The sequence below is a fragment of the Staphylococcus sp. GDY8P198P genome (assembly GCF_017891615.1).
Lineage (GTDB): Bacteria > Bacillota > Bacilli > Staphylococcales > Staphylococcaceae > Staphylococcus > Staphylococcus cohnii.
Genome location: NZ_JAESJQ010000003.1, coordinates 23,269 through 40,529 on the forward strand (window position 1 = coordinate 23,269; position 17,261 = coordinate 40,529).

19 protein-coding genes are annotated in these 17,261 nt (G+C 32.1%); 16 read left to right on the forward strand and 3 right to left on the reverse strand.

Going from position 1 to position 17,261, the window contains the following annotated elements:
- Positions 1–8 precede the first annotated feature (8 nt).
- The 6 genes from KA824_RS02370 to KA824_RS02395 all read left to right on the forward strand — a co-directional run bounded on the left by KA824_RS02370 (position 9) and on the right by KA824_RS02395 (position 5,073).
- The gene (locus KA824_RS02370) at positions 9–239 is read left to right on the forward strand and encodes a hypothetical protein (RefSeq protein ID WP_019467689.1); all 231 of its coding nucleotides are present in this window, start codon (positions 9–11) and stop codon (positions 237–239) included.
- Between the two features lie 194 nt (positions 240–433).
- The gene (locus tag KA824_RS02375) at positions 434–1,414 is read left to right on the forward strand and encodes a YeiH family protein (RefSeq protein ID WP_107385905.1); all 981 of its coding nucleotides are present in this window, start codon (positions 434–436) and stop codon (positions 1,412–1,414) included.
- A gap of 72 nt (positions 1,415–1,486) precedes the next feature.
- Positions 1,487–2,857 carry an EVE domain-containing protein gene (locus KA824_RS02380; RefSeq protein WP_107385353.1) on the forward strand — a complete coding sequence of 457 codons (1,371 nt, stop codon included), beginning with the start codon at positions 1,487–1,489 and terminating at the stop codon, positions 2,855–2,857.
- Between the two features lie 316 nt (positions 2,858–3,173).
- Positions 3,174–3,557: a thiol-disulfide oxidoreductase DCC family protein gene (locus tag KA824_RS02385; RefSeq protein WP_107384771.1), complete on the forward strand. Its 384-nt coding sequence runs from the start codon at positions 3,174–3,176 to the stop codon at positions 3,555–3,557.
- A gap of 23 nt (positions 3,558–3,580) precedes the next feature.
- Entirely contained in the window at positions 3,581–4,444 is an 864-nt protein-coding gene (gene rbsK, locus KA824_RS02390; protein WP_107384770.1) for a ribokinase, read from the forward strand.
- A 179-nt stretch (positions 4,445–4,623) separates the two neighbouring features.
- Positions 4,624–5,073 (forward strand): Dps family protein, encoded by a 450-nt coding sequence (locus KA824_RS02395; RefSeq protein WP_107384769.1) that lies wholly within the window; start codon positions 4,624–4,626, stop codon positions 5,071–5,073.
- Positions 5,074–5,244: 171 nt separating this feature from the next.
- Here KA824_RS02395 and deoD read toward each other — a convergent pair whose 3' ends face one another.
- Positions 5,245–5,955, reverse strand: coding sequence for a purine-nucleoside phosphorylase (deoD, locus tag KA824_RS02400; protein WP_019468267.1), 711 nt, complete (start codon positions 5,953–5,955; stop codon positions 5,245–5,247).
- Positions 5,956–6,134: 179 nt separating this feature from the next.
- Here deoD and deoC point away from each other — a divergent pair, with 179 nt between their 5' ends.
- From deoC to KA824_RS02420, 4 genes are all read left to right on the forward strand, one after another.
- A complete protein-coding gene (gene deoC, locus KA824_RS02405) occupies positions 6,135–6,797 on the forward strand; it encodes a deoxyribose-phosphate aldolase (protein ID WP_019468268.1) in 663 nt (220 codons plus the stop codon).
- 68 nt (positions 6,798–6,865) lie between these two features.
- Positions 6,866–8,167, forward strand: a complete 1,302-nt coding sequence (locus KA824_RS02410; RefSeq protein WP_107384768.1) for a pyrimidine-nucleoside phosphorylase — start codon at positions 6,866–6,868, stop codon at positions 8,165–8,167.
- 11 nt (positions 8,168–8,178) lie between these two features.
- Positions 8,179–9,366, forward strand: a complete 1,188-nt coding sequence (gene deoB / locus KA824_RS02415; protein ID WP_107384767.1) for a phosphopentomutase — start codon at positions 8,179–8,181, stop codon at positions 9,364–9,366.
- Positions 9,367–9,401: 35 nt separating this feature from the next.
- On the forward strand, positions 9,402–9,716 hold the full coding sequence (locus KA824_RS02420) for a DoxX family protein (RefSeq protein WP_154409672.1): 315 nt from the start codon (positions 9,402–9,404) through the stop codon (positions 9,714–9,716).
- A gap of 418 nt (positions 9,717–10,134) precedes the next feature.
- On the opposite strand, the gene KA824_RS02425 is transcribed toward KA824_RS02420, so the two are convergent.
- Positions 10,135–10,605: an S-ribosylhomocysteine lyase gene (locus KA824_RS02425; protein ID WP_107384765.1), complete on the reverse strand. Its 471-nt coding sequence runs from the start codon at positions 10,603–10,605 to the stop codon at positions 10,135–10,137.
- Positions 10,606–10,859: 254 nt separating this feature from the next.
- On the opposite strand from KA824_RS02425, the gene KA824_RS02430 reads away from it, so the two are divergent.
- From KA824_RS02430 to KA824_RS02440, 3 genes are all read left to right on the forward strand, one after another.
- Positions 10,860–12,044, forward strand: coding sequence for a M20 family metallopeptidase (locus tag KA824_RS02430; protein WP_181187765.1), 1,185 nt, complete (start codon positions 10,860–10,862; stop codon positions 12,042–12,044).
- Positions 12,041–13,234, forward strand: a complete 1,194-nt coding sequence (ldmS, locus tag KA824_RS02435) for an L-aspartate--L-methionine ligase LdmS (protein ID WP_107384763.1) — start codon at positions 12,041–12,043, stop codon at positions 13,232–13,234. The genes KA824_RS02430 and ldmS overlap by 4 nt, the downstream gene beginning before the upstream one ends.
- A gap of 167 nt (positions 13,235–13,401) precedes the next feature.
- Positions 13,402–14,067 carry a DUF2750 domain-containing protein gene (locus tag KA824_RS02440; RefSeq protein ID WP_107505396.1) on the forward strand — a complete coding sequence of 222 codons (666 nt, stop codon included), beginning with the start codon at positions 13,402–13,404 and terminating at the stop codon, positions 14,065–14,067.
- Positions 14,068–14,203: 136 nt separating this feature from the next.
- Here the strand turns inward: KA824_RS02440 and coaW are convergent, their stop codons facing one another.
- Complete coding sequence (coaW, locus tag KA824_RS02445) at positions 14,204–15,004, reverse strand: type II pantothenate kinase (protein ID WP_019468276.1); 801 nt, start codon at positions 15,002–15,004, stop codon at positions 14,204–14,206.
- A 91-nt stretch (positions 15,005–15,095) separates the two neighbouring features.
- Between coaW and KA824_RS02450 the strand changes: the two genes are divergently transcribed.
- From KA824_RS02450 to rpoE, 3 genes are all read left to right on the forward strand, one after another.
- Complete coding sequence (locus KA824_RS02450; RefSeq protein WP_181187764.1) at positions 15,096–15,461, forward strand: VOC family protein; 366 nt, start codon at positions 15,096–15,098, stop codon at positions 15,459–15,461.
- A gap of 86 nt (positions 15,462–15,547) precedes the next feature.
- Positions 15,548–16,408, forward strand: coding sequence for a GNAT family N-acetyltransferase (locus KA824_RS02455; protein ID WP_107384760.1), 861 nt, complete (start codon positions 15,548–15,550; stop codon positions 16,406–16,408).
- A 115-nt stretch (positions 16,409–16,523) separates the two neighbouring features.
- Positions 16,524–17,066, forward strand: coding sequence for a DNA-directed RNA polymerase subunit delta (gene rpoE / locus KA824_RS02460; RefSeq protein ID WP_107384759.1), 543 nt, complete (start codon positions 16,524–16,526; stop codon positions 17,064–17,066).
- Positions 17,067–17,261 lie beyond the last annotated feature (195 nt).

Consider the following 17,261-nt stretch of genomic DNA (forward strand, 5'->3'; position numbering starts at 1 on the left):
GTTTCAAAATGTATAAGTATTTATATGTATCATTAATTTGCGGTTTATTAGCTGGTGCGGGAATATTTTTAAAAATACCTATTTTTCCTTCATTTTTCTTACCAGTTATCATTGGTGCAATTGGTATCATTGCTGCATTAATTACGATACCTAACAAAGAAATAAATGGATTATTAAAACTTGGTGGTGTACTCATTAATTTAATGCCAATTTTGGGTGCATTGACGATGGTTCAATAGTCAATAAATTTAGTATCTTTACTTTTGAAGTAAAAGGTACTTTTTTTATATGTAAAAAATCATTTGCGTCATTAACTAAATCAAATTTATTTTTAACGGAATGGATATTAGTGATTATAATTAAAAGATTATAAAATATTCTTTAGCGATAAATTATTTATGGTAAAATAGAATTTAAATTGGAGGTGGGCTAAATGTCGAAATCTCGAGGTATACTGATGACATTTATTATTGCACTTATTGCAACGATTATGGGAAGTAAATTTCCAATAATAGGAAGTGCAATATTTGCAATTGTTATAGGTATTCTTTTAAATAATTTTATTGAAATCCCAAAAAAATATCGTGCCGGTATCCAATTTAGTAGTAAAAAAATATTGCATTATAGTATTATTGTTCTTGGTTTTACATTGAGTTTTCAATCTATTGGTTCAATTGGTTGGAAATCTTTACCAATTATAATCATAACTTTATTAGCAGCATTTATAATCGTGTTTATATTGATGAAAATATTTAAAATTAATGAAAATCTTAGTATTTTGATTGGTGTCGGTACTTCTATCTGTGGTGGCTCTGCAATTGCTGCTACAAGCCCAGTCATCAAAGCTAAAGAAAATGAAGTAGCTTTCGCAATTTCAACTATATTTTTATTCAATTTAATAGCAGTTTTTATATTCCCACCACTTGGTCATTTAATGAACATGGGCCAAACTGCTTTTGGCTATTTTGGGGGTACGGCAATTAACGATACATCTAGTGTTATTGCTGCCACATCTAATTACGGAAGTAAGGCTTTAGAAACTGGTGCTATCGTAAAACTGACACGTACATTAATGATTATTCCAGTAGTATTATTTTTTACATATAGAACGATACTTAAAGAAAAATCAAAACAAACAGGCACATCGGTTAAACAAATATTTCCATGGTTTATTGTTTGGTTTGTTGTAGCTTCACTGATTAGTACAATTTTTAATTTTTCACCTACAGTTATTCATATATTCCAACAAATATCATTATTCTTAATAACGATGGCAATGGCAGGTATAGGATTAAATGTAGATTTCAAACAGTTTAAACAGGCTGGTGCAAAGCCGATTTTATTAGGTTTAGTGACTTGGATAGTAGTAATAATAACAAGTTTAATATCAATGAAATTGATTAATTTATTATAATCATTGTTTGAGAACTGATTTTTAAATATAATGAGAAAATAGAATTTTTTATATGAGATAAGGAGTATCTAAATGGCAGAGGAAACAAGTTATTTTTGGTTGAATTGCGGATATAATCGCTGGAATCATAACGAACCATTAGTGGGTCAAACAACATTATTTGAATCAGGTGCACAATTTAATCCGTCACAAGGTTTCCGATCTTTTAAACAAGCTAAAGTAGGAGATAAAGTTGTATTTTATCAAGTACAGATGGATACTGGTTTACTAGGATTTGGTGAAATCACTAGTGTACAAACAGGTGCACAAAATAAAATTCGCGTGCATTTTCAGTTATTAGAACAATTGAAACCATTAACTGCTGATTACTTAAAAAGAAGTGAACAATTAGAATTTCGAATTACTAATATGAAAGAAACATTGTTTAATCAAATTACAAAAGATGAATTTGACTTAATCGTGAGTTTAGGTAAAGGCGAAACGAAAATACCTAGATATTTCTTTATATCAGAGGAACAAGAATTCGAACCCAATTCTTATAATACCTTGTTTACACACACATATAATGGCATTAAACGAAATGGATACCATTTTTATAAACAGCTTGAAATTGGTGATCAACTCGTTTTTTATAATAAATATAGAGAACAATCAGTGATTGGTGTAGGTGAAGTAAGTCAACATTTACATGAAAAATCTCCAATCCCTGGTCGCACAAACAGTACTGCGATAGAAGTTTATTTTGAAAAAGAAATCGAACCTGTAACATTGAGTACTTTAAATAAACACCCCAAATTGAAAAATTTATATTATTTACAAGAAAATGCAAAACAAGCTATTGCGAGCATGTCACGCACACAGTTTGATGCAATTCTTGAAATGAGCGAAAATGATGGCATGAAATCTCAATTTGAAGCGGTTAAAAGTCAAGGTGTTATCGATAAAACAGATGATGAGGATATAAAACCATTTATTCTGTTAGTAGTTGATAAAGGTGAAGGTTTAAAAGCTGCAGAAAACTTGTTACAAAAGACGAATGCTAATCCAGTAATTACAGCAGGTCATCCAGATTTTACAGAAGACATGCTTTATGGTAAGTATTTACCAAATGAGGCTGGTGCTTTGTATTATAGAGAGGGCTTCATTACTAATCTTATGCCAAGAAATGATAAAAGTTATCTAGTCATAGATAATTTTAATCGTATAGACCCAGACATTTTTCAAACATATATTAACGTTTTAGAAGGTTATGAAATGACACTGCCAAGATATAATAGGGACGGTAGCATGGTGAAGTGGTCCAGAAAAAAAGACTCATTTTATCATTTTAATCCGAATTGGCATATCGTTGGTATCACGTACGATAGCATAAATGATATAAAGCAAAAATATACTGAACAATTTTTAAAGTACACAAGAATTGTTAAGGTTAATCAAGATTAAAATTACGAAAAAGCGTCTGGGGCATCATTGATGTGCCCCAGACGCTTATATATTGTCAGAAGATGACTGAACTTCAGCTCAGGTTATCATTTTATACATTTTCAATGCTGGTCATCCTTGCCGGAGTGGGACGACGAAATCTTTTTAATAAAATTAGATTTCTGTCTCATCCTTTTTTGTATATAAATGTAATATTTAGTGATACATAATAAGATAATTCATATCATGATTTATTTTTATCATTTTAGGATATAATATAACTGTGAATAAATAATTTATATTTTATGATAACTAATCATAAAAAGGAGATGAACGTATGCCAATAATTTATTACGATGGTAATTGTGTATACTGTTATAATTACGCAATTTGGCTTATACAAAATGGGTTGTCTAGTCGTTACCAATTTGCAAAACTTCAAGGTGCTACAGCTCAAAATATGTTTGCCAATTATCCTGAAACACAGCAACACGATAGTGTTATTTTGCAAGAAGGAGATCAATTTAAATATAAGTCGGATGCAATAGCATCACTGATTTCATCCTTAACAAATTATAAATGGATTGGTTTATTATTATATTTAACGCCTAAATTTCTGAGAGATTTTGGTTATCAACTTTTTGCAGATAATAGAAATAGAATGTGGAAAACACATTGGCACAAACCTAATGATTATGAACGATCATTTTTTATTGATTGATTGAATAGATGGAGGAAAAGAATATGGGGAACATAATTGTGATTGGTAGCGCATCAATCGATTTAGTGGTGAAAACAGATATTTTACCTAAAGTAGGAGAAACTGTAATGGGAGAATCATTTTTTACAAATCCTGGAGGTAAAGGTGCTAACCAAGCTGTTGCGGCTGCGCGTTTAAGCAATCATGTTTATATGATTGGAGCTGTAGGCGATGATGATAATGGCCAGCAAATACTTTCAAATCTTAACAACAACAATGTAAATACAGCGTATATGGATGTTATTGAAAATGAAGCGTCTGGAACTGCCCATATAACGTTATTTGATGATGATAATCGTATTATTGTAGTGCCGGCAGCAAATAATTATGTAACGCCAGATAAAGTAATTCCAAAACTTGAATTTTTTGAAGCTGGCGATATTATTGTAATGCAACATGAAATACCGGCAGAGACCATAAAAGAAGTAGTGGACTTTGCACAAAAACATGAAATGAGAGTAATGTTAAATCCTGCACCATTTCGTGCATTAGACAAAGAAATAATTGAAAAAGTTAATTGGTTGACACCAAATGAATCAGAAAGTGAATTATTATTTGAAAATAAGGTTGATAAAGCTTTAATGATGTATCCTGAAAAATTAATTGTAACTAAAGGCGCTTCGGGGGCATTGTTTTACAGTGATTCTCAACAACTTGTAAAAGGGTATAAAAAACAAGTAGTTGATACTACAGGCGCCGGAGATACATTTAATGGGGCATTAGCAGTTGCACTAATTGAAAATAGGTCATTAGAAGAAGCGGTTAATTTTGCCAATTTAGCTGCTAGTTTTTCAGTTACAGGATTAGGCGCTCAAGGTGCAATGCCATACAGAAAAGAACTAGATTAAAGCGTATGATTCAGGGTATAATGTAAGTAGATAATTAAGCTACATTCTAAATTATAATAATTATAATTTAGAAGAGGGAATCACTTTACAGATTATAATTATTATAATATAATAATTATTGTAATAGAAAATCGATTGTCGCTTAATTAGGACAACAATTAAAAGGAGAGATTTTTGATATGTCAAAAAATAATGAAGAAGTTGTAAAAGTATTAAATCAGCAAGTAGCAAACTGGACAGTTGCATTCACCAAATTACACAATTTTCATTGGTATGTAAAAGGGCCAAATTTCTTCTCACTACACACAAAATTTGAAGAATTATATGATGAAGCAAGTCAATATATAGATGATTTAGCAGAACGTATTTTAGCAGTAGGCGGTAATCCAGTAGGAACATTGAAAGAAAGTTTAGAGTTATCAATTATAGATGAAGCTGGCAAAGGCTATACAGCTGAACAAATGGTTGAAGCATTATCAGTAGATTTTGATAATATTTCTAAACAATTAGGAGAAGCGATTGAAGTAGCTTCTAAAGCTGAAGATGATGTAACAGAAGATATGTTTATCGGTATGCAAACAAATATTGACAAACATAATTGGATGTTAAAATCTTATTTAGGAAAATAAAAATATAGATAGACAAACAGCTTTATCACAAAAAAGCTAGATACTTCATACATGAGCATTATAAAATTTTGTGTTCAGTAATTTTAGTAAAATTGTGCAAAAACAGCTTGGGATTATAATTTTTAATCCCAAGCTGTTTTATTTTGTGAGTAAGCTAAACATGTTCAAATATTATTCAGCAATTTCTAACGCAATTTCCATCATTTGAGTAAATGAGTTTTGACGTTCTTCTGCAGTTGTTGCTTCGTCACGTAAAATATGATCACTTACTGTGAAGACACCTAATGCTTTTTTATTAGCATAAGTTGCATTTAAGTATAAAGCAGCTGATTCCATTTCAATACCTAAGATGCCCATACGTTGCCATTTTTCGTTAAATGTTGGATCAGCATTATAAAATGTATCTGAAGAAAGAATATTACCAACATGTGTAGTAGCACCAATTTCGTCTGCTTTTTGTTTCGCTTTTAACATTAAGTCAAAATCAGCTAAAGGTGCATAATGTCCAGGAATATTATATTGCTCTACATAACTAGAGTTCGTAGAAGCACCTTGAGCAATTATGATGTCATATAAGTTAACATTTTCTTGCAAAGCGCCACATGAACCAATTCGTATGATTGTGTCGACATTGAAAAAATTATATAGTTCATATGAATAAATACCAATACTTGGAATACCCATACCAGAACCCATTACAGAAACTTCTTTTCCTTTGTAAGTACCTGTATAACCAAACATGTTTCTAACTTCATTAAATTGTTTTACATCTTCCAAATAATTATCAGCAATATATTTTGCTCTTAAGGGATCGCCAGGCATTAAAACAGTTTTAGCAATTTTAACTCCATTAGGTTGAATATGTGGTGTAGATTTTGTCATAGACTTCTTCTCCTTTAAATTCTTTTATCAAAATAAAGATAACATTTGTTTATTATTTTTGCGAATTTTTGTAATATAGAGGTAAAGCACTTGTTGTGATGTTATTAATTTTTTAGAATAGTAATGACTTTCAAGAATGAGAATAATTTCATACAGATAATATTTTAGGAGGAATTAGAATGAATTATGCAAAATATATAGATCACACTTTACTAAAACCGGAGTCTACAAGAGACCAAGTCGATAAAATTCTTGATGAGGCAATTGAGTACCATTTTAAATCAGTATGTATTAACCCAACGCATGTAAAATACGCAGCAGATAAATTACAAGACACTGACGTGTTAGTATGTACAGTAATTGGTTTCCCATTAGGTGCTACAAATACTGAAGTGAAAGTGTTTGAAGTTGAAGATGCTATTAAAAATGGCGCATCAGAAGTAGATATGGTTATCAATATTGGTGCCTTAAAAGATGAACGTTATGACGAAGTTCAAAAAGATATTGAAGGTGTTGTAGCAGCAGCAAACGGTAAGACAGTGAAAGTAATTATTGAAACTTGCCTTTTAACTGATGATGAAAAAGTAAAAGCTTGTGAGTTAAGCAAAGCAGCAGGCGCAGACTTTGTGAAAACATCAACTGGATTTGCCGGTGGTGGAGCTACACCTGAGGATGTTAAGTTAATGAAAGATACAGTCGGAGATGCTTTAGAAGTTAAGGCTTCAGGTGGTGTCAGAAACTTAGAAGATTTCAACAAAATGCTAGAAGCTGGTGCGACTCGAATTGGCGCTAGTGCAGGTGTACAAATCATCCAAGGATTAGAAAGTAATTCAGATTATTAATCACTATCTTTAAGTTTAAAATGAGACATATAAAGACATAAATGTCTAATAGGGGGAGGCCAACTCAAATGAGAATGGTAGATATTATTGAAAAGAAACGTGATGGTCAAGCTTTAACAAATGAAGAAATAGAATTCTTTATTAATGCTTATACCAGCGGTGAAATACCAGATTATCAAGCGTCGAGTTTAGCGATGGCAATTTTTTTCCAGGATATGAATGACCAAGAAAGAGCAGCACTTACAATGGCAATGGTTAATTCAGGTGACGTGATTGATTTATCAGCGATTAATGGGATTAAAGTTGATAAACATTCTACAGGTGGTGTTGGTGATACAACTACACTAGTATTAGCTCCATTAGTAGCTTCTGTTGGTGTTCCTGTGGCTAAGATGAGTGGTAGAGGATTAGGTCATACTGGCGGCACAATTGATAAATTAGAATCAGTTGAAGGGTTTCACGTTGAAATTAGTGAAGATAAATTTGTTGAACTTGTAAATGAAGCAAAAGTAGCTGTAATAGGACAAACTGGGAATTTAACACCGGCAGACAAAAAGCTTTATGGCTTACGTGATGTGACTGGAACAGTTAATTCAATACCACTGATTGCATCTTCTATTATGAGTAAAAAAATTGCTGCTGGCGCTGATGCTATTGTATTGGATGTAAAAACTGGTAACGGTGCCTTTATGAAAACAATCGAAGATGCTGAAGCACTCGCACATGCGATGGTTAGTATTGGTAATAATGTTGGCCGAAACACGATGGCGATTATTTCAGACATGAGTCAACCATTAGGTAATGCAATAGGTAATGCCTTAGAAGTTAAAGAGGCGATCGAAACATTGAAAGGTCAAGGTCCAAAAGATTTAACTGAGCTAGTTATGACTTTAGGTTCGCAAATGGTAGTTGTTGGCGGTAAAGCTAAAGATTTAGATGAGGCTCAAACATTATTAGAAAAAGCAATTCAAGATGGTTCAGCGCTAGAAAGTTTCCGTACATTTTTAGAAAATCAAGATGGTGATGGTTCTGTCGTTGATGATGTCAATAAACTACCACAAGCACGCTATCAAATTGATTTGCTTTCGCAAAAAACAGGTACTGTAACTGAAATTATAGCCAATGAAATCGGTGTTGCATCTATGATGTTAGGTGCAGGAAGACAAACTAAAGAAGACGATATTGATTTAAGTGTAGGTATTGTCTTGCACAAAAAAGTAGGAGATTCAGTTGATGAAGGCGAAGCTTTATTAACGATTCATAGTAACCGTGAGCAAATTGATGATGTTAAGGAAAAATTAAATCAAAGTATTGCGATTAGTTCACAAGGTGAAGTTCCTACGTTGATTCATAAAATAATTACTGAATAGGAGATGGAATGATGACGATACCATTTAAGAGGGTGCATTTAATTGTCATGGATTCAGTGGGTATAGGCGAAGGACCTGACGCAAAAGCCTTTAATGATGAAGGCAGTCACACTTTGAAGCATACGCTAGAAGATTTTGATAAATCATTACCTAATTTACAAAGCTTAGGTCTAGGTAATATTGCCGCTTTACCTAATATTGAAAAAGTGTCTAAACCTGCCGCGTTTTATACTAAGATGAGTGAAGCTTCTGTAGGCAAGGATACAATGACCGGTCATTGGGAAATTATGGGATTAAATATTATGCAACCTTTTAAAGTTTATCCTGATGGCTTTCCACAAGAACTGATTAGTGAAATTGAAACAATGACAGGTCGTAAAGTAGTTGCAAATAGACCTGCTTCCGGCACACAAATTATTGATGAGTGGGGCGAACATCAGATGAAAACTGGGGACCTGATCGTCTATACATCAGCAGATCCAGTGCTTCAAATTGCGGCACATGAAGATATTATTCCACTTGAAGAATTGTATGATATTTGTGAAAAAGTAAGAGAATTAACAAAAGATCCAAAATATTTAATTGGTCGAATTATTGCGCGACCATATGTCGGTGAACCAGGTGCTTTTACAAGAACTTCTAATCGACATGATTATGCGTTAAAACCATTTGGACGAACAGTGATGAATGAGTTGAAAGATAATCAATTTGATGTGATTGCTTTAGGGAAAATCAATGACATTTACGATGGTGAAGGTGTCACTGAAGCAATTCGAACTAAAAATAATATGGATGGTATGGATAAACTAATAGAAACTGTACAACGTGACTTTAAAGGTTTAAGTTTCTTGAATTTAGTGGATTTTGATGCACTGTATGGACATCGACGTGATAAAGACGGTTACGCTGAGGCGTTAAAAGATTTTGACGAGCGTTTACCAGAACTTATCAAACATCTAAAGGATGATGACTTAGTCATTATTACTGCAGATCACGGCAATGATCCTACAGCACCAGGAACTGATCATACAAGAGAATATATCCCAGTCCTTATGTTTAGTCCTAAAATAAATGATTATCATGAGTTATCTATGGATGATACCTTTAGTTCTATAGGTGCTACTATAGCGGATAATTTTGGCGTTAAATTACCAGAATTTGGTCGAAGCTATTTGAAAGAAATGGGTGTCGATAAGTGAAACGACTATTAAGCCTAATATTAGGTTGCGGCTTCATGACCATCGGTGTCTTACATTTTAAACATGAGTCGCGCTTTAGAAAAATTGTGCCTGATTATTTACCGTTTAGAAAATCGGCTGTTATCATTTCTGGATTTGTTGAAATGATTTTTGGAATACTTTTAATAGTGAATAGACCAAGCCTATGCCTAAAGAAAATGATTAATATATTTTTATTAGCTGTATTACCAGCAAATATTTATATGGCTAGAAAAAAATTGCCACTAGGTGACAAACAACTACCAGAAAGTTTGTTATACAGTAGAATCCCACTACAATTTGTCCTGATAAAAGTTGTGAACAAATTATAAAATAAACAATCAATCGTTGTGTGACTGGTTTATAAATTATAAAACGATAAGTGTTTGAAATGTTACAGTAAAAGCGTAAACGTCAATTTCTATTGAGCTAAATTAGAAATTGGCGTTTACGCTGTTTTATATATCATGGTTACGATAAAAACTTGAAAGTGCTAGAATTATACGAAAATATCATTTTTTACAAATTACAATAATTATAGCGATGTTGAAACATATGAATCATCGGTGGAATAATATAAGTGGGAGATCGCATCTTCATTCCTTACCACAATAGATTTCTGACGAGCATGTATGTTTAAAGTTGGAAACATTAAAAAGGCTGAGACGAATTAATTGTCTCAGCCTTTTATCTTAACCTTTTTTAATAAATTCGATTTTTGATATCTTACTTTATAATGGTAATTAGATATTATTTATCCTCACCATAAATATCATGCCATTGATCTCTTTTATCTAAAAATGTCTGTGCAATTTCTTTTGCACCTTCTAATGAATGGCTAGCAGCCCAACCACATTGTACCTCATTACACGCAGGAACTTCTGTAGCAGATAATACATCTTGAAGTGTTTTTTCAATGATATTTAACACATCGTCATAATCACTGTGATTTATAAAAGATACATAAAATCCAGTTTGACAACCCATTGGACTGATATCAACCACTTTATCTGAATGATTTCTAATATTTTCAGCCATTAAGTGTTCTAATGAATGTAAACCAGGCATTTCCATATGTTCTTTATTGGGCTGTTTGAAACGAATGTCATATTTATGGATAACATCCCCATTAGCACCTTCCATTTTACCTGCAAGTCGAACAAATGGTGCTACTACTTTGGTATGATCTAAATTAAAACTTTCAACGTTCATTTTTGGCATACGATGTCCTCCTAAAATAATAATTATCATAATTGTAACAATACGTAGTGGTATTTACAATTTCTATAAATTTTAGAAAACAGAAGGAATTATCATTTTTTTAAATTTCAGAAAAATAATGACAGAATTAATCAAAACGGATAGAATAAGTAATAATCAAAATGTATTTTGCACGTTTAGTATTGAACATGCATTTTTATAAGTTTAATAATAATACGTGTAAAATGTTGTAGTACAAGGGAGTTGTATTGAAAATGACACATGAACAAAACATATTAGATTATATAGAAAATGAAAAATTATCATACATAGAGATGAGCCACCTCATCCATCAAAGACCTGAATTAGGCAATGAAGAAATATTTGCTTCAAGAACGTTAATTGAAGATTTGGAAAAGCATGATTTTGAAGTTGAAACCAACATTGCTGGTTATGCTACGGGTTTCATTGCGCGTTATGATTCAGACATCGATGGTCCAACCATTGGATTTTTAGCAGAATATGATGCCTTACCAGGTCTAGGACATGCCTGTGGTCATAATATTATAGGTACGGCAAGTACATTTGCTGGTATAGCTTTGAAGCAAGTGATTGAACAAACAGGCGGAAAAGTAGTAATACTTGGTTGTCCAGCCGAAGAGGGCGGTGTCAATGGTAGCGCAAAAGCTGCTTACGTTAAAGAAGGTATTGTAGATGAAATGGATGTTGCTTTAATGGTTCATCCAGGTAATGAAACTTATAAAACTATTAATACATTAGCGGTAGATGTTTTAGATATTAAATTTTATGGTAAAAGTACGCATGCTTCTGAAAATGCTGAAGAAGCAAGAAATGCTTTAGATGCAATGATTGCGTATTTTAATGGTGTAGCTCAGTTAAGACAATATATCAAAAAAAGTCAAAAGGTTCATGGTGTTATATTAGATGGCGGAAAAGCTGCTAATATTATTCCAGACTATACTCATGCGCGTTTTTATACACGTGCAACATCACGTAAAGAATTAGATATATTAACTGATAGAGTAGGGCAAATTGCAAAAGGTGCTGCAATTCAAACAGGTTGCGACTTTGAATTTGGCCCTATACAAAATGGTGTCAATGAATTTATTAAGACGCCTAAATTAGATGATTTATTTGCAAAATATGCGACGAAAATGGGAGAATCGGTCATAGATGATGATTTTGGTTTTGGTTCGACAGATACGGGTAATGTAAGTCACGTTGTGCCAACGATTCATCCCCATATTAAAATAGGTTCTAGGAATTTAGTGGGGCACACGCATCGTTTTCGTGAAGCAGCAGGAAGTGCTCATGGAGATCAAGCTTTAATAAGAGGTGCTAAAGTCCTTGCATTAATGGGATTGGAATTAATAGAAAATCAAGCAGAATTAAATGAAATAATTGAACAGCACCACTATATAAAGGGGAACAAAAAATGAAAAAACTAAGTACTCAACGCCCTAAATTAACACTTAGTGATTTATACAATGATGATGTCGTATATAGTTCTAGACCATCTTATATATCAAATCCATGGTTAGAACCGGAAGAACATCAATCTAATTTCTTGACTGGTAGAGAATTGATTATTGCTGATCAAATGCCTGTTATTGTTCATAAAGCAAGCGCTACAAAGAAATTAGAAATATTATTGGAAATGATTGGCAAGCCAATGCCCACAAATATTTATACTTTTGACAACCAAGCTTCTTACGAACAAATAATAAGGAAACTCGCTAAACAAGATAATAAACGTATTTATTTTCAATATATTCATAGTGAGTCTATTTTAGAAAAAGAATATTACGCTATGGATAAAGATATCTTTGTTGCTTTAAATAATAAAGCACGTATTCCAGAATGGACTAATCAAAAATATTTACCTGCACGTGAAGTGGTAAAAATAGAAGATTTCGAAGATGCGATTGCAGATTGGGAATTCCCTTTTGTCTTGAAGCCAGGTGATGATTTACCAACTGCAGGTGGTTACGGTGTGATGATTTGTTATGACGAAGCTGATTTAATTAAAGCAAAATCCCGTATTGAACAAGCAAGAGCAGAAACTGACACAATTATTATTGAACAAAAAATTCAAGAAATTGCTAATTATTGTGTGCAATTTGCATGTAAAAAGGACGGGGAAATTCACTATATTGGAACATCAGAGCAAATTACAGACAAATATGGCCATTATAGTGGCAATCAAAATGTACAAGATGTACCTGAATCAGTCATCCAAGCTGGCAAAGAAATTATGGAAATAGGCGTGGCCAAAGGTTATTTTGGAATCGCAGGTTTTGATTTACTATTAGATAAACATGGTGATATATTTGCGATTGATTTGAATTTTAGACAAAATGGATCGACAAGTATGCTTTTATTAGATCCATTAATGCAATCTGGATATCAAAAGTTTTATAGTTATATTGCACCTAACGATAATGAGCATTTCTTTCAGACAATTATAAAATATGTAAACATGGGTTGCTTATTTCCACTATCATATTATGATGGCGATTGGTATAAAAATGAAAACGTGCCTTCGAGATTTGCATGTATTTGGCATGGACAATCACAAGAACATATAGAAAAGTTAGAACAGCAATTTTTAGAAGAATTAAAAATATAATCAGAAATATAGTGAAAATTTCATTTAATTAAGATTTGATAACTTAAGTTTATTGTATAGATATATTAAAATTTTAATATTTATTGTATGACGTTAATTGACTATAGTAATATACTCATTTATATTTTAAATATAGTTAAATATTTTAATGAATTGAAGGTGTAATTATGTCTTATAAAGCAAGTTCATTTTTTCAAGATATTCTAGTAAATGAATATTTTTATATAGCAACAAAGTCAAAACAATTAATTAGACATGAAATTTTAGGAAAGGACGTCATTTGTGTTTGGACACAAAAAGAAACAGCTGAAACTTTCTTAAATAAACATGACACCGATTATGATAAGCTTAAAAAAATCGATATTGATCGTTTTGTAACTTATGAAATGGATGATATGTTTGAACAAGGTGAAGAAGTGTTGATGAATGCGTCATCTCAGACAGATGGTGATTTAGTTAATATTATTGATTTTACAAATGAATTAATGTCAGATTTAGATGAAATTCGTCTCAAAGAATTTATAATAGATGTGGCGAAAGAAGACGCTGTGTTCGGTTTAACAAATAAAAATGAAAAACAATTTATCATGATTAGTGATGAAGAACATCAAAAACCACATATTATGCCGGTGTGGAGTATTAGAAATAGAGCAGAAAAAGTAAGAAATGAAGACTTTGAAGAATGCGATATCATTGAAATAGAAGGTGAAGTCTTCGCAGAATGGTTAGATATTTTAAGAGATGATGATAAAGCAGTAGCAATCGATTTGAAATCAGGTGTTGTAGGCACTGTAGTCTCAGCTCAAAAAGTATTAGATCAATTACCGTTTTAATGTAAATGAATATATGAACTAATGGAAGTAGTTATTTTGAAGAAATAGTCACCATCAAATGAAATAACTGTTTCCATTTTTTACCATGACATAAGTATAGAAACTTCAATTCTTTATACTTATGTCATGGTAATTTTTATTGTAGATGTATTGCACCTAATGCGCCGGAAAAGGCACCGTGTTCAATATAAAATGGTTTGAAACCACGTAATATCGTATAATCTTTAACAACTTCTTTCAGTAAATGATTATTATGGAAAGAAGAACCAATATAAGCTACGTTTTCAGTACCATATTCTCTCGCTACTGTGATAGCCATCGTAGTAATGACTTCCCCCACGACACCAATCAATGAAGCTAATTTGTCAGAATCTGAAAAATCTTTGTCTAAATTATGCAGTACATGCCCAAAATTAGCAGCAGTTAAATCACCTGAAATCGGAGGTTCACTATCTTTATAGATATGTTTTACTTTCAAATCAATAAATTCTCGCTCACCTTTTTGGGCAGTATCTGTTAATTGTTTGTAGTCTTTTAATCCAGTTAATAAATAACCAAGGCCTTGTATCATACCACCACCTGCTCCAACACCGCCAACACGTTGTTGCTTTTCGCCATTTGAATAATGCAGTGATGTTCCGGTACCAACATTAGTAAAAATGTAATTATCTAAATGATGACCTTGTTCTTCTAACAAGAGTTCTAAACCTTTTGCAGCAGCATCAAACTCTACAAAGATACGTGATTCACATTTTAACTTATTTTGAATTGTTCCAGCTTGACCACCTGTTAAGCTAATACTTTCACATGATTGTTGTCCTAACCAATCAATGACTTCATTAATTTCAGTAGTTAATTTTGTTGTATATTGTCGATTGCCATTATCCTCCTGAACAATTTTTATAAGTGTTCCGCCGGCATCAATGCCTATTTTCATCTGTGTACCTCCTAAAAAATTTACATTATAACTTATATTATAATAAAATGAGGGAAAATCAACTATAGAAAATTTGAAAGGGATGGTTTTAATGAATTTAAGCCCGTTTATTAAAGTAGATGATGTAGAACAGGCTCTTACATTTTATAAAAATGCGTTTGGTGGTAACGAAAAAATATTAAATGAAACAAACGGGAAAACCTTACATGCGGAGCTTCATGTTAATGAAACAGTTGTATTACATATTTCCAGTACATATGGTCGTGAATGGAGCAATGACAATACGAACATTATTTTAACTTTCGATGATTTGGCTACTCAAAAACAAGTGTATGATAAATTAAGTGAAGCAGGAGACCCTCATATGCCTCTGTCTAAAACATTTTTTAATGCGATGCATGGACAAGTGAAAGATCAGTTTGAAGTCAATTGGCTCATGAATTGTTTCTTAGACTAATAAGATAAAATGTTCAAATTTCGATTATATTAATGTAAAAGTGGTATTAATAACTAATAAAAGCTAATCACAATAGGGGATAAAATATGTTTATTAAAGAATCATTTGAAAATATTACAATTCAAGTTTTTGAAGAAAAATATAAATCAGCTTTATATCATTTTAAATTGAGCGAGCGTCAACAGATATATTCTTCTTTGCCCAAAGACGTGCTTGATGATGCGTTAAAGGACGAAGACAGAGTGGCTAACATCGCCTTAAATGATGAAGGCGAAGTAGTCGGTTTCTTTGTATTACATCAATATTATCAACATGAAGGTTACGATACACCTAAACAGGTTATATATGTTCGTTCTTTATCTGTAAATGAAGACTTTCAAGGGTTTGGATATGGTACAAAAATGATGATGTATTTGCCACAATATGTCCAAAAGCTATTTCCAAATTTTAATCATTTATACTTAGTCGTAGACGCAGAAAATAAAGGTGCATGGAATGTATATGAACGTGCAGGTTTTATGCATGCTGCTACGAAAGAAGAAGGGCCTATCGGTAAAGAACGTCTCTATTATTTAGATTTAGATTCTAAACATGTGTCTTCTTTAAAATTAACAGCAAATGGAGATACGTCATCTTATGATGTTTATATCATTGATATGATGAAAGATGATGATAAAGTAGGTTTTATAGCAATTGAGCAACACGGGCAACGTATGAATATCAATTCAATTGAAGTTGATAAATCAGAGAGACATAATGGTATAGCAGAAAGTGCGTTAAGACAATTACCTACATATATTCGAAAGCATTTTGAAGGTATCAAACTTATAACGATTACACTTTATGGGGAAAATAATGAATTAAAACCATTATGTATAAATAGTAATTTTGTTGAAATTGAAACAGCTGAAGATTTTTCTGTATTTGAAAAATATATAAATTATTAATAGTGTTTGCGAAATCAGGGATTGTCATTTATAATTTACTTTTGTTATTATTACTTAAGATGAATAGTACTGATTTGGATAAATGCATAAATGCCTCTGAAAGGAAGAATAAATAATGAGAATTCAAGATTACACTAAAGAAATGGTTGACGAGAAATCATTTATTGATATGGCCTATACATTATTACTTGAAAAAGGCGATACAATGAACTTATATGATATTATTGATGAATTTAAAGCATTAGGTCATTACGAAGACCACGAAATTGAGAATAGAATTGTTCAATTCTATACAGACTTAAATACAGATGGTCGTTTCCTAAATGTTGGAGAAAATATATGGGGCTTACGTGATTGGTATTCAGTAGCTGATATTGAAGAAAAAATAGCACCAACTATCCAAAAATTCGACATTTTAGACGACGACGATGAAGAAGATAAGACATTAAAATTACTTGGTGAAGATGAAGCTGACGACGATGATGACATCCCAGCAGTTACTGATGACCAAGAGACAATCGAAGAACCTGATGAAGAAGAAGTGGACGAAGAAATTCCTGAAAATGAAATCGTTATTGATGAAGATGATGACGAAGATGAAGATTTAGAAGAAGATGAAGAAGAATATGATGAAGAGGACGAAGATAAAGAAAATTAATCAATAATCTATCAATATTCATTTGACTTTTTCTGCGAAAATGATAAAATTTTATTCGGGCTCCTTTAATTAGGACGACGTGTATAAATATTATACGCTCCCCCTTGCAAATGCTGTGAGAGGGAGCGATTTTTTTATTTGAATTACTATACAAATTTTATAAAATTTTAATTTATGACGTTATTTATAGTGAAT

What these genes read in the sequence shown, in the direction of transcription:
- KA824_RS02425 (WP_107384765.1), bottom strand. Translation starts at nt 10,605, where the DNA reads ATGCCAAAAATGAACGTTGAAAGTTTTAATTTAGATCATACCAAAGTA.
- KA824_RS02370 (WP_019467689.1), top strand. Translation starts at nt 9, where the DNA reads ATGTATAAGTATTTATATGTATCATTAATTTGCGGTTTATTAGCTGGT.
- deoB (WP_107384767.1), top strand. Translation starts at nt 8,179, where the DNA reads ATGACGATACCATTTAAGAGGGTGCATTTAATTGTCATGGATTCAGTG.
- KA824_RS02430 (WP_181187765.1), top strand. Translation starts at nt 10,860, where the DNA reads ATGACACATGAACAAAACATATTAGATTATATAGAAAATGAAAAATTA.
- KA824_RS02455 (WP_107384760.1), top strand. Translation starts at nt 15,548, where the DNA reads ATGTTTATTAAAGAATCATTTGAAAATATTACAATTCAAGTTTTTGAA.
- KA824_RS02385 (WP_107384771.1), top strand. Translation starts at nt 3,174, where the DNA reads ATGCCAATAATTTATTACGATGGTAATTGTGTATACTGTTATAATTAC.
- rpoE (WP_107384759.1), top strand. Translation starts at nt 16,524, where the DNA reads ATGAGAATTCAAGATTACACTAAAGAAATGGTTGACGAGAAATCATTT.
- KA824_RS02375 (WP_107385905.1), top strand. Translation starts at nt 434, where the DNA reads ATGTCGAAATCTCGAGGTATACTGATGACATTTATTATTGCACTTATT.
- KA824_RS02410 (WP_107384768.1), top strand. Translation starts at nt 6,866, where the DNA reads ATGAGAATGGTAGATATTATTGAAAAGAAACGTGATGGTCAAGCTTTA.
- ldmS (WP_107384763.1), top strand. Translation starts at nt 12,041, where the DNA reads ATGAAAAAACTAAGTACTCAACGCCCTAAATTAACACTTAGTGATTTA.
- deoD (WP_019468267.1), bottom strand. Translation starts at nt 5,955, where the DNA reads ATGACAAAATCTACACCACATATTCAACCTAATGGAGTTAAAATTGCT.
- rbsK (WP_107384770.1), top strand. Translation starts at nt 3,581, where the DNA reads ATGGGGAACATAATTGTGATTGGTAGCGCATCAATCGATTTAGTGGTG.
- KA824_RS02440 (WP_107505396.1), top strand. Translation starts at nt 13,402, where the DNA reads ATGTCTTATAAAGCAAGTTCATTTTTTCAAGATATTCTAGTAAATGAA.
- deoC (WP_019468268.1), top strand. Translation starts at nt 6,135, where the DNA reads ATGAATTATGCAAAATATATAGATCACACTTTACTAAAACCGGAGTCT.
- coaW (WP_019468276.1), bottom strand. Translation starts at nt 15,004, where the DNA reads ATGAAAATAGGCATTGATGCCGGCGGAACACTTATAAAAATTGTTCAG.
- KA824_RS02380 (WP_107385353.1), top strand. Translation starts at nt 1,487, where the DNA reads ATGGCAGAGGAAACAAGTTATTTTTGGTTGAATTGCGGATATAATCGC.
- KA824_RS02420 (WP_154409672.1), top strand. Translation starts at nt 9,402, where the DNA reads ATGACCATCGGTGTCTTACATTTTAAACATGAGTCGCGCTTTAGAAAA.
- KA824_RS02395 (WP_107384769.1), top strand. Translation starts at nt 4,624, where the DNA reads ATGTCAAAAAATAATGAAGAAGTTGTAAAAGTATTAAATCAGCAAGTA.
- KA824_RS02450 (WP_181187764.1), top strand. Translation starts at nt 15,096, where the DNA reads ATGAATTTAAGCCCGTTTATTAAAGTAGATGATGTAGAACAGGCTCTT.